This is a genomic window from Streptomyces sp. NPDC048191 (assembly GCF_040652655.1).
Taxonomy (GTDB): domain Bacteria; phylum Actinomycetota; class Actinomycetes; order Streptomycetales; family Streptomycetaceae; genus Streptomyces.
Genome location: NZ_JBEZMO010000029.1, coordinates 32,834 through 47,443 on the forward strand (window position 1 = coordinate 32,834; position 14,610 = coordinate 47,443).

Here is a 14,610-nt window from a genome sequence, read left to right on the forward strand (position 1 = left end):
ACGGTGCAGCAGCCAGGACCTCGATCAGCATCCGGGTGCCCTCGCGGTCGCCGGCCTTGTGCTTGGCCGCAGCCCAGAACGCCTCGTGGACCTTTGTGCAGCCACCCTCGGCGCGGGCCTGCGCGAGCGCGGAAGCGCCGGCGAAGGCGCCGGGCTTGACCAGCAGAACCGGAAGACCTCACCGAACGGCAGCAGGCGAGGCTGTCACTGATCCAGACCACCAACAAGCCGCTGTACCGGGCCTATCTGCTCAAGGAACAGCTGCGGAAGGTCTTCACGCCGGCGGTCCCGAACGCGTCACCCTCCTGGATGCCTGGCCGGCTCCAGCAAGCTGAAGCCCTTCGTGAAACTCGCCCGACGCGCGCACCTGATCGAGCTGCCCAGACCCACAGAAACGAGCGAGCGGTGAGCGCGCTGCGGACCGGCGCCGCGACGCAGCAGGCTTACAGGCGGGTGCCGCGGTGGAGGGCGGCGACGGCTTGCTCGAGGGCGGCGATGCGGTCGGCGAGGCCGGCTGTGCCGGCGCCGTCGGTTTCGCGTAGGAGGAGTTCGATCTGGCAGAGCTGCTCGGTCAGGGAGGCGAACGGGTCGCTACGGCCGGTTGTCTCCCGGTCGTGTCCTGCGCCGGTTCTCGGGGCGCCTGGCGCCGTGTGGCGGGGGATGTCCACGGTGGGTGCCTCCCGGGAGGGGCCGGCGCCGTCGTCGTCCCTCACCAGCAGCCGGCGCAGTTGCTCGGCCTGGGCGGCGAGTTGGCGGTTTTTGCGGTGCAGTTCCAAAAAGACGTTGACTTTGGTGCGCAGTAGCCAGGGGTCGAGGGGTTTGGTGAGGAAGTCGGCCGCGCCGATGGCGTATCCGCGGTAGGCGAAGTCGGGTTCGCTGTCGGCTCCGGTGAGCAGGATGATGGGGGTGTCCTTGGTCTGGTCGAGGCGTTTGATGTTGGCGGCTGTCTCGAAGCCGTCCATGCCAGGCATGTAGACGTCGAGGAGGACCACGGCGAACTCCTGGCGGAGCATCGCTTTGAGTGCTTCTTCGCCCGATCGTGCGCGCACGACGCGGTCGAGTGAGCCGAGGACGGCTTCGAGGGCGATGAGGTTTTCCTCCATGTCGTCGACGATCAGGATGTGCGAGGTTGCGGCGGCGTCGGTGTTCATGACGAGCCCTGCCCGGACGTCGTGGCGTCGGTGCCAGCCTGCGGTGTGCGCGGTGGTGCGGAGCCGGCCGTGGCGGGGGCTTTGCCCGGACCAGCCGGCGGTGCGGTGCGGTCCTTGTCACGGGGTGCGCCGCGGTCGGCGGGGTCCTTGGACAGTTGGACGCGAGGGGCGGCGTGCGCCGGGGACGGACAGCTGTCGGGCGCGTTGTTGGGGCCGGGCCCGGTCCAGGGGCCGTCTTCGGGGGCGAGGAGCCGGCAGACGACGGTGAGGAGCTGGTCCACGTCGACGGGTTTGGGGATGTAGTCGGAGGCGCCGCTGGCGATGGCTTTCTCGCGGTCTCCGGGCATGGCCTTGGCGGTGAGGGCGATGATGGGCAAGGTGGTGTGGTGGGAGGTGCACCGGATGGCCCGGATAGTCTCATATCCGTCCATTTCGGGCATCATGATGTCCATCAGGACGACGCGGATGTCGGGGTGTTGGTCGAGTACCGCGAGTCCCTCGCGGCCGTTCTCGGCGTACTTGACGCTGATTCCCACCCGGCCCAGGACGTGGGTGAGAGCGAAGGCGTTGCGGATGTCGTCGTCGACGATGAGGACCTGGCACCCGGAGAGCAGTTCTCCCGCGCGGCCGCTGCGCCATTCCGTCAGCCGTGTGGTTTCCGGCCACTTTTCGCCGCAGTCACTGCCGGTGCGTGTGCCGTATGCGCTGGTGTCGTCCGAGGGGGAGGGGCAGACCGGGAGGGCAGCAGGCAGCGGGGCAGGTGCCGTCGGGGTGTGCGCCTGGGCGGGGCCGGCCGGCGGGAGGGCGGGGACGCTCTTGGTGTCGGTGCGCTGGGGGGCGGCGGGTATGCCGGGGTGGCGTGCGGGGACGTAGAGGGTGAACCGGGATCCGATGCCTTCGGTGCTTTCGGCGACGATGCGGCCGCCGAGGAGCCCTGCGACTTCACGGCTGATGGACAGCCCCAGCCCGGTGCCTCCGTATTTGCGGCTGGTGGTGCCGTCGGACTGCTGGAAGGCGTCGAAGATGATGGAGAGTTTCTCCGGTGCGATGCCGATGCCGGTGTCGGTGACGGAGAAGGCGACGACTGCTTCGGCGCCTCGCAGGGTCTCTTCTTCGAAGCCCCGTCCGGTGGCGCGGGTGACATGGAGTTCCACGGTGCCTGCGGCGGTGAACTTGATGGCGTTGGACAGCAGGTTGCGCAGGACCTGCTGCAGGCGTTGTTCGTCGGAGAACAACTCGCGTGGTACGTCCTCGGCGACGCTGACGTTGAAGGTCAGGTTCCGGTCGGTGGTCAGGGGCCGGAAGGTGGTGCGGACGTAGTCGAGGAGCTTGGTCAGCTGCAGTTGCTTGGGGTGCACGTCCATCCGGCCGGCTTCGATCTTCGACAGATCCAGGATGTCGTTGATGAGTTGCAGCAGGTCGGAGCCGGAGCGGTGGATGGTGGCGGCGAACTGCTCCTCCTGCTCGGACAGGTGCCCGTTGGGGTTGTCGGCCAGCAGCCGGGCGAGGATGAGCAGTGAGTTGAGCGGGGTGCGCAGTTCGTGGGACATGTTGGCCAGGAACTCCGACTTGTACTGCGAGGAGGTGGCCAACAGTGCGGCCTTCTCCTCCAGTTCGGCGTTGGAGCGCTGGAGTTCGTCGCTGCGCTTGCGCAGTTCGACGGTCAGACGCTGGGAGCGGGTGAGCAGGGATTCGGTGCGGGCGTTGGCGATGATGGTGTTGATCGATACGCCGATGGTGTTGACGAACTGGTCGATGAACGCGAGATGGACTTCGTTGAATTTGCTGAGGCTGGCGAGTTCGATGACTCCGAGGACCTGGTCCTCGAAGAGGATGGGCAGGATGACGATGCTGACGGGGGGCGCCTCGCCCAGGCCGGAGCTGATGTCCATGTAGTCCTGGGGGACGTCGGTGATGAGGATGCGTTTCTTTTCCAGGGCGGACTGGGCGATCAGGCCGCCGCCCAGGCTGCCGGGCGGCGGCTGGCAGGTGTCCTCGCCCGCGGCGTTGGTGCCGTAGCCGGCGATGAATTCCAGTCCCTCGCCGGGCTTGGCGCCTTCCTCGGCGAGGAAGAACGCGCCCAGTTGCGCGTTCACCAGCGGTGTGAGTTCCCGCAGGATCAGGTCCGCCACTTCGACCAGGTCGCGGTGTCCCTGCATGAGGCCGGCGATGCGGGTGAGGTTCGACTCCAGCCAGTCCTTGGCGCGTGTGGTCTCCCTGAGGTTGGCCACCATGAGGTTGACGTTGTTCTTCAGTTCGGCGACCTCGCCCTTGGCCGCGACGGACACCGAGCCGGTCATGTCGCCCTGGGCGACGGCGCTGGCGACCTCGGCGATCGCCCTGACCTGGGTGGTCAGATTCGAGGCAAGTTCGTTGACGCTGGTGGTGAGGCGTTTCCAGGTGCCGTAGACGCCTTCGACACGGGCCTGGCCGCCCAGCTGTCCCTCGCTGCCGACCTCACGGGCGACGCGCGTGACCTCCGATGAGAAGGACACCAGGGTGTCGACCATGGTGTTGATGGTGGTCTTCAGTTCGAGGATCTCGCCGCGGGCGTCGACGTCGATCTTCTTGGACAGGTCGCCCTGCGCGACGGCGGTGGCGACCTGGGCGATGTTGCGGACCTGGGAGGTGAGGTTGTCGGCCATGAAGTTGACGTTGTCGGTGAGGTCCTTCCACACTCCCGACACCCCGCGGACCTGGGCGCGTCCGCCGAGGTTTCCTTCGGTGCCGACCTCGCGGGCCACGCGGGTGACCTCGTCGGCGAACCCCCGCAGCTGGTCGACCATGGTGTTGACGGTGTCCTTGAGCTGCTGGATCTCACCGCGGGCGTCGACGGAGATCTTCTTGGACAGGTCGCCGTCGGCGACGGCGGTGGTGACCTGGGCGATGTTGCGGACCTGCGAGGTCAGGTTCGACGCCATGAAGTTGACGTTGTCGGTGAGGTCCTTCCACACCCCCGACACCCCGCGGACCTGGGCCTGCCCGCCGAGGTTTCCTTCGGTGCCGACCTCGCGGGCCACGCGGGTGACCTCGTCGGCGAACGCCGACAGCTGGTCGACCATGGTGTTGATGGTGGTCTTCAGTTCGAGGATCTCGCCCTTGGCCTCGACCGTGATCTTCTTGCCCAGGTCGCCCTCGGCGACGGCGGTGGCGACCTGGGCGATGTTGCGGACCTGGGAGGTGAGGTTGTCGGCCATGAAATTGACGTTCTGCGTCAGGTCCTTCCACACCCCCGACACCCCGCGGACCTGGGCGCGTCCGCCGAGCTGTCCTTCGGTGCCGACCTCGCGGGCCACGCGGGTGACCTCGTCGGCGAACGCCGACAGCTGGTCGACCATGGTGTTGACGGTGCTCTTGAGCTGAAGGATCTCACCGCGGGCGTCCACGGTGATCTTCTGGCTGAGGTCGCCGTTGGCGACGGCGGTGGTGACCTGGGCAATGTTGCGGACCTGCGAGGTCAGGTTCGACGCCATGAGGTTGACGTTGTCGGTGAGGTCCTTCCACACCCCGGAGGCGCCGCGGACCTGCGCGCGTCCGCCGAGCTGTCCTTCGGTGCCGACCTCGCGGGCCACGCGGGTGACCTCGTCGGCGAACGCCCGCAGCTGGTCGACCATGGTGTTCACGGTCAGCTTCAGCTCCAGCAGTTCGCCGGTGGCCTCCACCGTCACCTGCCGGGTCAGATCCCCCCTGGCCACCGACGTGGTCACGACCGCGATGTCACGCACCTGCGCGGTGAGGCGCGCCGCCATCGTGTTGACCGCCTCCGTCACATAGCGCCAGTCACCCGAGAGCCCCTGCACCTTGGCCCGGCCCCCCAGCCGCCCCTCGGTACCGACCTCCCGCGCGACGCGGGTGACCTCGGCGGTGAACCGCGACAACTGCTCGACCATGCGGTTGACACCACGCCCCAGGCGCCGCAGGTCACCGCGTAGCTGACGGTTGCCGTCATGCAGGTCCACGTGCTGCGTCAGATCCCCGTCGGCGACCGCGTCCAGTACGTGGGTGGCCTTGGCCATCGGCAGCGCCAGAGCCTCCAGCAACGAGTTGGCCGCGTCCACACTCGTCGACCACGCCCCCTGCCCGGGGCTCGCCTCCAGGCGTTCGTCCAGCCTGCCCTGGCGCACCACCTCACGCCGCACACGCTCCAGTTCGGCCGTCAGGTGGTGGTTGCGGGCCACGATCTGGTTGAACACCCCCGCCATTTCGGCCGCGATTCCCCGGTGCTGGCCCTGGACGCGGACAGAGAAGTCACCGTCACACAGAGCACGCATTGCGGCAAGGATCGGCCGTAGTTCGGCCGTGCTCACCCCCTGGTCACTGCAAGAATCAAGACCCGAAAGGCCGCTCTGCGGGTCCAATACGACACCGGCGGCGGGGGAGTTGGATTTAGAAGTCATGGGCGCAGCCAATCTCTGGCATTTCGCATACAGCAAGTACTATAAGACGACCCGTTGGGCTGACGTAAAGCATCAGTTACCTTTTTTTCGAGGTGGCCCATGAAGACATCGTCCCCGCAGTCGCGAATCTCGATATCATCCGCCAGAATGACGCCTGCGCGTGCGGCATCCGGCGCCTGCGCCCTCGTGCACGCTCTGCTCGCCGGGCGCGCATCCGCCCCCGACGCCCACTCCGGCACGTGCAGCGAGGAAATGATCGACGCCGTCATGCTCCGCGTCAGCGAACTGGTCGCCGTCGCCGCCCGCCACGCGGACCGGGAGGTCGAGGTCATCTGCCGGATCGACAACGGCCGTGACAGCGGTACCGAGATCGAAGTGATCTGCCGGGTCAACGATGCCCGCTGGCCGCTCACCTGCCCGCCGCCGGGCACATCACCGCCGGACGGGAAGGAGAGCGGCGCCACCGTCCCGGTACCCGCACAGCCCACCGGCCGCCGAGCACACTGCGACCACACCCCGGCCATGCACAACCCCCGCGGCGGACCGGCCGAATACACCATGCGGTTGCGGCTACGGCAACCACCACCAAACGACGTGCCCCCAAGCCGGCCCGCAGCGGCCCGCGCCCCCCTTCCCGCCGGCCCGCAGCCGGCCCCCGCCGCACCCCGTGCGCACCACGACCACCTCGGACCCTTTTTCCTCGCCGAAGCCAGCGAACTCCTGGCCGGCCAGCTCGACGAGAACCTGGTGGCCGCGGTCGCAGGCCAACTCCTGGTCCCCCGCGTCGCCGACTGGTGCGGAGTATGGCTGACAGGCACGGAAGGAACGATGCGCCTGGCGCGGGTCTGGCACGCCCAGGAACATCTGATCGACCCGCTGCGCACCCTGCTCGCGCACAACCCGCCCGCCGCCACCCCGCGCGCGAGCCAAATCCTGCTGCCCACGGCCTCCGTACTCGCCACGGACGCCGCCTTCGCCCTGCCTCTCAGCGCCGGCCGCTCCTGCCACGGCATGCTCGTGATCGGCGTCGCCGACCGGCTCCAGGCAGACGGTGTCCTGCACCAGGTCGAAAACCTCGCACGGCTCATCGCCCAGGCGGTCTGCACCGCCCGCCAGTACGCGCAGCAGACCACCATCAGCCAGGCACTGCAGCGCCATCAGCTGCCGGCCTCCCTGCCCTTCGTGCCCGGCATCGACGTGGCCATCGCCTATGAGCCCCGCGAACAGGCACAGACTGTCGGCGGCGACTTCTACGACCTCTTCCACAAGGGCAACGGCCGCTGGTGCTTCCTCCTGGGCGACGTACAGGGCAAAGACCCCGAGGCGATGTCCCTCACCGGACTGGCCCGGCACACGGTGCGCCTCCTGGCCCGCGAAGGCCACAGCGTGGAAACCGTCCTGGAACGCCTCAACATCACACTCGCCGACGAAAGCGCCGAAGCCGGCGCAGAACTGGGACGCTTTTTGACCATGCTGTACGGGGAACTGGAAGCGGACCTGACCAGCGGGAAAGTGCACTGCCGCCTGGCCAGTGCCGGGCATCCGCTGCCCCTGCGGCTGTCCACCGACGGCACGGTGGAGCCCGCCGCGCAGCCGCAACTGCTCCTCGGCGTCGACCGCAGCGCCCGCTTCGGCGCCGATCACCTCGTCCTCCTGCCCGACGAGGTACTGCTCTGTGTCACCGACGGCGTCACCGAACGCCGCAGAGGCAACCAGCTGTTCGACGACGCCGACGGCCTGGCCGCGGCACTCAGCCGCTACACCGGCATGAGCGCCGTGGCGGTGGCGAACCAGGTACGGCAAGCGGTCCACGACTTCAGCCTCGAACCGATCCAGGACGACCTCGCGGTCATGGCCCTCAAGGCACTGCCCCCGCAGGAGTGATGACGACCCTGCCCACTCGCATGCATCCCGCCCAGCCATCCCACGCCACCCGCAGGGCACGCAGAACACCCCCGGCACGGCGGGCGCCGGCGACGGGCCGAGCGATCCGCGCCGGCGCTCTGCCGGCCGTCGGCCGCCCAGGATCTCCAAAAAAGGGGGGCCCGCGCCGGCCACGGCACGGGCACGATCGCCCCGCGCGGGGACGAAATCGTCGTTGACGTACACGCACCGCGTGGCTTTGCCGGGCAATGCCTGCGGGCCCAAAGCCACGGTAATGAGAAAACGCTGTGGCGGCGGCCGGAAACCGGATCCGGCATCCGTGAAGCCAAGGCACCCAATTACATCGCTCACCCGCGCCAGAAGCATAGCCTCGATGCCACGACCGTCCCCGCGAAAGTTGCCCGGAATGCAACGGTGGCCATAAACCCGGGTGGGTCTGTGATGCGGCCGGCGAATCCGGGCAGGCAGGGGGCGCAGCCCGGGAAGTGTGGTGGGCGTGGGGTGTCCGCCGGTGGCTCCGCCGGTCGGACGACACCGTCCAAAAGGGCAGCCGGTAGCTTCGAAGGCGGCAAAAAGGAGTGAGCCGGGGCCGGCGCCGCGCACCGACGGACCGTGCCATGGGCGGCTGGTTCTGGGGCACGCGGGCCGGCGGGCGAGCCGGTCACCGTCGCGCCGCAGTGAAGGGACGGCGTGAGAGATGACTGGATGGTGGCTGCCACGGCAGGCACGAGTGTCCCCGCATGCCTGCAGATCGTGAGAGCTCGCACGGCCGCCCGGCGAGAGCAGGACTGCTGTGCGCACCGGCCGGCCGGCACCGGCGAACTCACGCCGGTTCGTGGGCGCCAACTGGCCAACGGTCGTCAGTTGCGATGCAGACAACCGTCATTGCCGCTCCGGCCGGTCCGTTTTTAGCCTTGTGCGCGTTAAGCGATCGTCAGCTGCCGAATGGGGAGATGATCGCCTTGGACGACACTCTTGTGGAAACTCTTTCGGGGAGAGCCGAGATCTGGATCGACGGACGGCACGAGTCCCTCTCCCAGGCGCGTAGCGCCTGCGGCCGTCTCGTCGCCAACGCCCACTGGCAGCCAGAGGCACAGGAAGACCTGGTGCTTGTGGTGTCCGAGCTGGTGACGAATGCCTGTCGGCACTCCCCGGGACCGTGCAGGATGAACCTTGAAGTGTCGAACGAGGCTGCGATCGTCGAGGTATGGGACAGCAGCCCTCATGTGCCGGCCCTGCCCGACCCCTTCACCGCCCGCGCGTGCGAAGAGGAACCGGCGTGCAGCGGATACGGACTGGGCATCGTCGCCGCCCTGTCCACGTGCCTTGAATTCTTCCCCCAGGAGATCGGGGGCAAGACCGTCCGGGCAGTCGTCGTTCCATAGCCTCCCTTGCGGCCTGCCCCTCTGCGGTGGCCGAGCCGACAACGAGGGTATGTCCGCCTCCCCGGCGGCTGCCCGTGCCGCAGTACCTGACCACTGCCGGCACGGGCAGCCGCCAGGGCGGCGGACAGCCGCCACGGGCAGCGGCACAGCCGGCCAGGCGCCGGCCGGCATCGACAGCGGGCCGTGTCAGACGGTGACTTTGGCCGTACGCACCCTGGGCGGCAGCAAGAACACGGCACACAGCAGCGAGACCCCCAGCAAGGTGTCCGCGACCACGAATCCTGCTTGCACGGCGGGGACCGTGACGACGCCCGCCCTGTCGAACTCATCGTCGTTGACGCCCAGCACGACCGCTCCCGCCACTGCCAGCCCGAAGGCCCCGCCGAGCTGGCGCAGCATCTGCCGCAGCACCGACGCGTCGGAGATCTTGTCCTGGGGAACGGAGCTCATGAGTTCCGCACTCAGGGCGGGGATCGGCATGCCCAACCCCAGGCCCGTCAGCGCCATTCCCGGGACCTGCCACAGGTAGTCGGGCGAGGCCAGGGTGACCGACCAGGCCACCGCGCCGGCTGCGGCAGTGGCCAGGCCGCCCACCGTGGGCACCCGCACCGAGCGGAAATAGTCCAGCAGGTACCCGGAGGCGAAGGTGCCGACGGTGAGCGTGACGACCAGGGGAAGCAGGCAGAGAGCCGACGTCAGCAGCGACTGGTGCATGGCTTGGCGCAGGAAGACCGCGCCATGCACCAGCATGATCATCTGTGCGGCCTGCACAGCAAAGGTCAGCCCCACCGCCACGGCATACCGGCGGATTCCCAGCAGCCGCAGATCGACCACCGGCCGTCGGGAGCGCATACCGAACCGTACAGCGACGACCAACCCCACCCCGCCCGCCAGCAATAGGCCAACCGACCTGGGATCCAGCACTCCCCAGGCACCCCATCCATACAGTCCCAGGACGAGCACGCCCAGCGCCAAGGCCAGGGCAAGGGCGTGCCCCATCGCAAGCGGCCCACCCATTGGCGTGTTCCTCATCCCCGTCCGGGTGGTCATCCACAAGATCGCGGCGCTGACCGGAACATTCACCACGAAGACCGATCGCCATCCGAAGGACTGGGCGAGAACCGCCCCGACGAGGGGACCGAGTACGAAGAAGATCTGCGCGAGGCCCGCGTAGATCGCCAAGGCCCTGCCGCGTTCCCGCTCCTCATACAAATCCGTGATCATGGTGGTGGCCACCGGCAGCATCAGTGCCGCACCCGCACCCTGCACAAACCGGGCCGTGAGCAGGAACGGCCCGGCGACGATGTCCGGTGCCAGCGCACAGCTCGCGGAGCCCACGGCGAAGACCGCGACCCCGATCTGGAAGGTGCGCAGGATGCCGATCCTGCGGACCAGTACTCCCCCGACGGGGGTGAGCGAGGCCAGCGACAAGACGTAGACCAGCACCACGCTGTGCATGAGGAACGTCGTCAGATGCAAGTCCTGGGCCATCGGATCGAGACCGATCGCGACGACGGTCTGGTCCAGCATGACCGTCCCCCCGGCGCCTCCCATGGCCGCGAGGACGAATGGTTTGCGAGGTGCGGGAAGGCCCTCAAGGGACGTCTCGGTGGCATCTGACACGCCCGTTAAACGATCAGGACGCCCGGAGGTTGTGTTCCGGCCGGGCTCGCGCGGGCAGTGGATGAGGTTCCCCGCCCCTTGTCGGAAGCCGAGATGAACAGGGACGCCGATGCCACGACCAGGCGAGGGCCGACGTTGATGACGACCCTCTACGACGTGGGCGGTGTCCGTGCGCGGCCGGCGGCCCGGCGAGAGCCGGAGCACGGCTCGATCCACCGCGGACCATCCCGGGCAGTCGGGCCAAGCGGCAGCGGCGGCCTCTTGCTTCAGCTGTCCGCCTGGCAACCGACTGGGCGCCGCCCCTCGGGATGCGACTCCGGGGGCCAGGCGGCGTACGGCCCAAACCCTTGACGGCGCTGGGGGTCCAACCAGAGGGCGGGCAAGCCCTGTTGCACGCCCTGCGCCTGCGTCGGGCACCGGCGGTATGCCGTGGTGCCCACGGCGGCAACGGGCATGTACCGGGCGAGGGGCGAGTGTGAAAGTCTCTTACACACTGTCTTTTTCCTCCGGCTCGCGCCGCTTGCCGTGGCACTCTCAAGACGTATCTCGGGCGGCTGCTGTTGTTCAGGTGTGACGGGCCTGAAGTCCCAGCTTGCCGTTGTGTGTGCTGAACTGGGAGGGGACCCCATTGCCGAGAAGAGGGACGCGGAGGCGGGGCACAGAAGTGACGGCCCTCGGCTTCGCCCGGTTTGCGGCGACGGCGGCGGTGGCGGCACCGTCGTCGGCGGCTACCTCACCGCCCCATCAGGACATCGTGCGCGACGGCAACGCGGACGTCGGCACATGCAGCTTCACCCCCTACTTCGTGGGCACGGCGTATCTGAGCGATCCCAAGCCGGTGGATGGCACGGCGGAGTACAACTGCTCGCACGCACCGCGCCGATGCACCAGGACCTGGACTGCTCACCGCGGTACCACGGACAGTTTTGGTGGGCCCGTCACGGCGCGGGGCGCGAACCCCGGCAAGGCCCGTCTCTCGCCGACGTACCGCAACGCGTGGCTGACCACGCAGACGGTCACCAGGTCCGCCACGTTCACCCTGCGGCCCGGCCAGGCGGGACAGGTCCGCCCCTTTCAGGTGCGGCAGTGGGCCCGGGGCACCTGGCAGACCTACGAAGACTCCCACTGGGGACACTACTTCTGGTCCGTTCGCGACGGTGTCATCCACCCCGTCAAGGAAGGCTCGGACGGCATGCACGGCGACATCGACGTCACGCCCCACTGGATGATGGCCGCCGAGGTGACAGCCTGCCGATCGTCACCGGTCACACCCGCAGGCGCGGTCAGGCGCTGAACCCGCGCCCTGGATCGCCCCGCCCCCCTTGTTCGCGGCCTCAGGCGCCATCCGCCGGCCGGCCGGCGAGTGGGACCCCGCACGGCAACCCTGTCCGGGGAAGTCTCCTGGGGGGCGGGGTCCGCCGGCAGGGCCTCCTGGCGGCCGGGGACGTGATCCGGCCCGGCAGTGCCGGGAGGCCCTGTGCGCTGTGGAACGCAGTCGGCGCCGAACGCGCAGGCTGCCGCACCCCCCTCCTCCCTTGGCCCAGCGCACCCCGGCAGTGCCCTGTCAGGGGCCCGGGTCTGCTCCGGCGCGGTCGCCGCAGGCCCAGGTGGGGGAGGGGCCGCCCGCCGGTCGGCCCACGCGCGGACCCCCCCTCCGTCCCCCGGCCGGCCCGCGCAGGAGCAGCGCCTGGGCACCTACGCTGGGCGGTGTCGAGGTGGACCGGGGCGGCGCCGGAACGACGGCTGCTGACGCCGCGGTCATCCGCGCGGGACGTGCGACAACACCGCGTGCCGTTGTGCGGGCACGGTCACCGGGCGAGGCGACCTTCGCTGGGACGGCCGGCCCCTGACGGCCACGCCGCCCCGTGCGGGGGTATGGCGTTGCGCGGCCGCATTCCACCGAGAAGGCGAGGGCGGCACCGAGCCGTCCGACAGGCGAGCGGTTCCCAAGGTGACGGGCCCGCCACGATCAAAGTGACACACCGGAAAGAGGGGTCGTGATGACCGCACAGATGGCCTCCGGACTGCGCCGGGACCTGGATCTGCTGAATGTCCTCAGCAGCCAGGAGGCGATCACGTCGTCGGGCCTGGGAGTCAATCGCATCGCGGAGCTGAGCCGGCGGCAAAAGAGCCAGGTGTCACGCGCGTTGGCGGGGATGCTCCAGGCGGGCCTCGTCGAACGCGACCCCGAAACCCTGGCCTACCGGTGCGGCTGGCGCCTGTTCGACCTGGCGGCAGCCACCAAAGACAGCCACCTCGTCCACGCGGCCCGCCCCCGCCTGGAACGTCTGGCCGCGTCGCTGGGCAGGCCCGCCTATCTGTGCGCGCTGCGCGACTGCCACGTCACGGTTTTGTTGGCGGAGCCCAATACGAACCGCAGCCGCGCCGGCGGCCCGGGCGCGGTGCGCGTTCCGGCTCTGTCCACTTCTGCCGGGCGGGTACTGATCAGTGAGTGGGAGGAGAGCGTCGCACGCCGCGCGTTTGCTCATACACCCGCCGCGCCCGGCCTCTCCGGCCCCGATGAGATGCTCAGGGAACTGCGCCGGATACGTCATGCCGGATACGCGCACCTCGACGGGGAGTTCCACAACAAGTGGGACGGTATCGCAGCGCCCGTACGGGACTTCACGGCCCGGGCGGTGGCCGCCGTCAGCGTCCCCGTGCACCCGGACCGGACCCCCTCCACGCACGACGCTGTCATCCGCGCGACCCTGCGCTGTGCCGCGCAGCTCTCGCACGCACTGGGCCACTCGGAGCCCACCCACGTGGCCAGACCCCCGACAGTGACCGAGCCGCGCCGATGCCTCACACCGGGCTGCCCGGGCGCGGCCGTGCCCGGCTGAAGGCCGCAGGGCACGCCCCATGCCTCGCCCAGGGGTGTGCGGGGCGAGGGCCGGCCCCATGGACCCTGTCTTCGCTGTTCATCAGGGGAGGGCTGGCCTTGACCCGGCTGCGGCCGGCGGATTGCGGGCGCCGCCGCGGCCCCTGAGGCAGGGCGGGCACGACTGGGGCAGAACCGTTCGAAGCGCATGCCGATGCGCCGCACTTCACGGCCCAGCGTGGGGCGCCGAGCCCGTGCTGTCGGCTCCCGGATCGCCGAGGGCGCCGCTGTAGCCGAGTGTGCGGGAGAGCTGTGTGGCACATCGAAGAGTGACTCTGCCGGCGGCATCGAGTTGGTGATGGAGACGGCTGCGGGGGGCGCCGACGTTGATGGCGGCAACCAGCCGTCCACGCCAGTCGCGTACCGGGGCGGCAACGCCGACCAGACCGTCTTCGAGTTCGCCGTCGACTTTCGCATACCCCGCCGTACGGATCAGCTGCAGCTCATCGATCAATGCCCCGGCTGTTTGCACCTGCCGCATCCCGTGACCGTACCGTGTCACTTCGTCGGTGAAGCAGGCCCGCACGACGTCATCCTCCCAGTCGGAAATAAGGACACGGCCCGCTGAGGTCTGCGTGATGGGCAGGGTAAGGCCTTCCCACCCGAGGCTGCGAAAAGCATGTGGGGAAGGCTCGGTCAGCAGGGTCATCACATTCCGGCCGCGCAGCACGCGCAAATAGGCGGTCTCGTGGATCTGGGAAACAAGCCGGCGCAGGAAAGGGCCGGCCGTATGCACCAGCCGGCTCTCACCGGTGGCCGCTGCGAGAGCGTAGAGCCGCCAGCCGCATCGATAGGCCATGGTCCCCGGATCCCGGTCCACCAGGCCTTCCTCGCGCATGCCCGCCAGAGCGCGGGACACCTGACTTTTTTCACGCCCGGTCAGTTCGGAAATACGGGTGACACTCAGCCCCGGTCCCCGGGTCGCCTCAGGGCTTCGGAGAACTTCCAGGATCTCCAGATCCCGGCGGAGACCGATGGCCGTGCGCGCTGCGCTCACATCATGCTCCCCTTGGGTGCGGCTCAGGCAACTGCGGTTGCCGCATCTTATGCCGCCCACTCATCGGCTTCCAGAGCGTTTGCCGTGATGGAGGTAACGCGACTACGGCTCGACCCTGCCCGCTCAATTCCAGGCGGAGTGGCCAGTTGCGCACATCGCAATAGAGTTTGTCTTCTCTCCCGAATGCCACCTACTGTCGCGCATTGCTTGAACTCCGCCGGGTCGACTCGGGGCAGGCAGTCGACCCGGCGGAGGTGAGGATGCGCAGGCCGGGCAGCCCGCAGCGAGGTGA

General features: G+C 69.0%; 8 protein-coding genes. 4 read left to right on the forward strand and 4 right to left on the reverse strand.

What is annotated here, in order from left to right:
• Nucleotides 1-443 precede the first annotated feature (443 nt).
• Together AB0D93_RS33040 and AB0D93_RS33045 are read right to left on the reverse strand one after the other, a co-directional pair.
• Nucleotides 444-1,151, reverse strand: a complete 708-nt coding sequence (locus tag AB0D93_RS33040) for a response regulator (RefSeq protein ID WP_362127459.1) — start codon at nt 1,149-1,151, stop codon at nt 444-446.
• Nucleotides 1,148-5,422: a HAMP domain-containing protein gene (locus AB0D93_RS33045; protein WP_362127462.1), complete on the reverse strand. Its 4,275-nt coding sequence runs from the start codon at nt 5,420-5,422 to the stop codon at nt 1,148-1,150. The genes AB0D93_RS33040 and AB0D93_RS33045 overlap by 4 nt, the downstream gene beginning before the upstream one ends.
• Nucleotides 5,423-5,695: 273 nt before the next feature.
• Between AB0D93_RS33045 and AB0D93_RS33050 the strand changes: the two genes are divergently transcribed.
• Both AB0D93_RS33050 and AB0D93_RS33055 read left to right on the forward strand, forming a co-directional pair.
• Entirely contained in the window at nt 5,696-7,432 is a 1,737-nt protein-coding gene (locus AB0D93_RS33050; protein WP_362127465.1) for a PP2C family protein-serine/threonine phosphatase, read from the forward strand.
• 869 nt (nt 7,433-8,301) lie between these two features.
• Nucleotides 8,302-8,817: an ATP-binding protein gene (locus AB0D93_RS33055; RefSeq protein ID WP_362127468.1), complete on the forward strand. Its 516-nt coding sequence runs from the start codon at nt 8,302-8,304 to the stop codon at nt 8,815-8,817.
• A gap of 186 nt (nt 8,818-9,003) precedes the next feature.
• Here the strand turns inward: AB0D93_RS33055 and AB0D93_RS33060 are convergent, their stop codons facing one another.
• Nucleotides 9,004-10,347: an MFS transporter gene (locus AB0D93_RS33060; RefSeq protein WP_362127471.1), complete on the reverse strand. Its 1,344-nt coding sequence runs from the start codon at nt 10,345-10,347 to the stop codon at nt 9,004-9,006.
• Nucleotides 10,348-11,194: 847 nt separating this feature from the next.
• Between AB0D93_RS33060 and AB0D93_RS33065 the strand changes: the two genes are divergently transcribed.
• Together AB0D93_RS33065 and AB0D93_RS33070 are read left to right on the forward strand one after the other, a co-directional pair.
• Nucleotides 11,195-11,734 (forward strand): hypothetical protein, encoded by a 540-nt coding sequence (locus tag AB0D93_RS33065; RefSeq protein ID WP_362127473.1) that lies wholly within the window; start codon nt 11,195-11,197, stop codon nt 11,732-11,734.
• 706 nt (nt 11,735-12,440) lie between these two features.
• Nucleotides 12,441-13,283: an IclR family transcriptional regulator C-terminal domain-containing protein gene (locus tag AB0D93_RS33070; RefSeq protein ID WP_362127476.1), complete on the forward strand. Its 843-nt coding sequence runs from the start codon at nt 12,441-12,443 to the stop codon at nt 13,281-13,283.
• Between the two features lie 204 nt (nt 13,284-13,487).
• On the opposite strand, the gene AB0D93_RS33075 is transcribed toward AB0D93_RS33070, so the two are convergent.
• Nucleotides 13,488-14,318 carry an IclR family transcriptional regulator gene (locus AB0D93_RS33075; protein WP_362127478.1) on the reverse strand — a complete coding sequence of 277 codons (831 nt, stop codon included), beginning with the start codon at nt 14,316-14,318 and terminating at the stop codon, nt 13,488-13,490.
• Nucleotides 14,319-14,610: the final 292 nt, after the last annotated feature.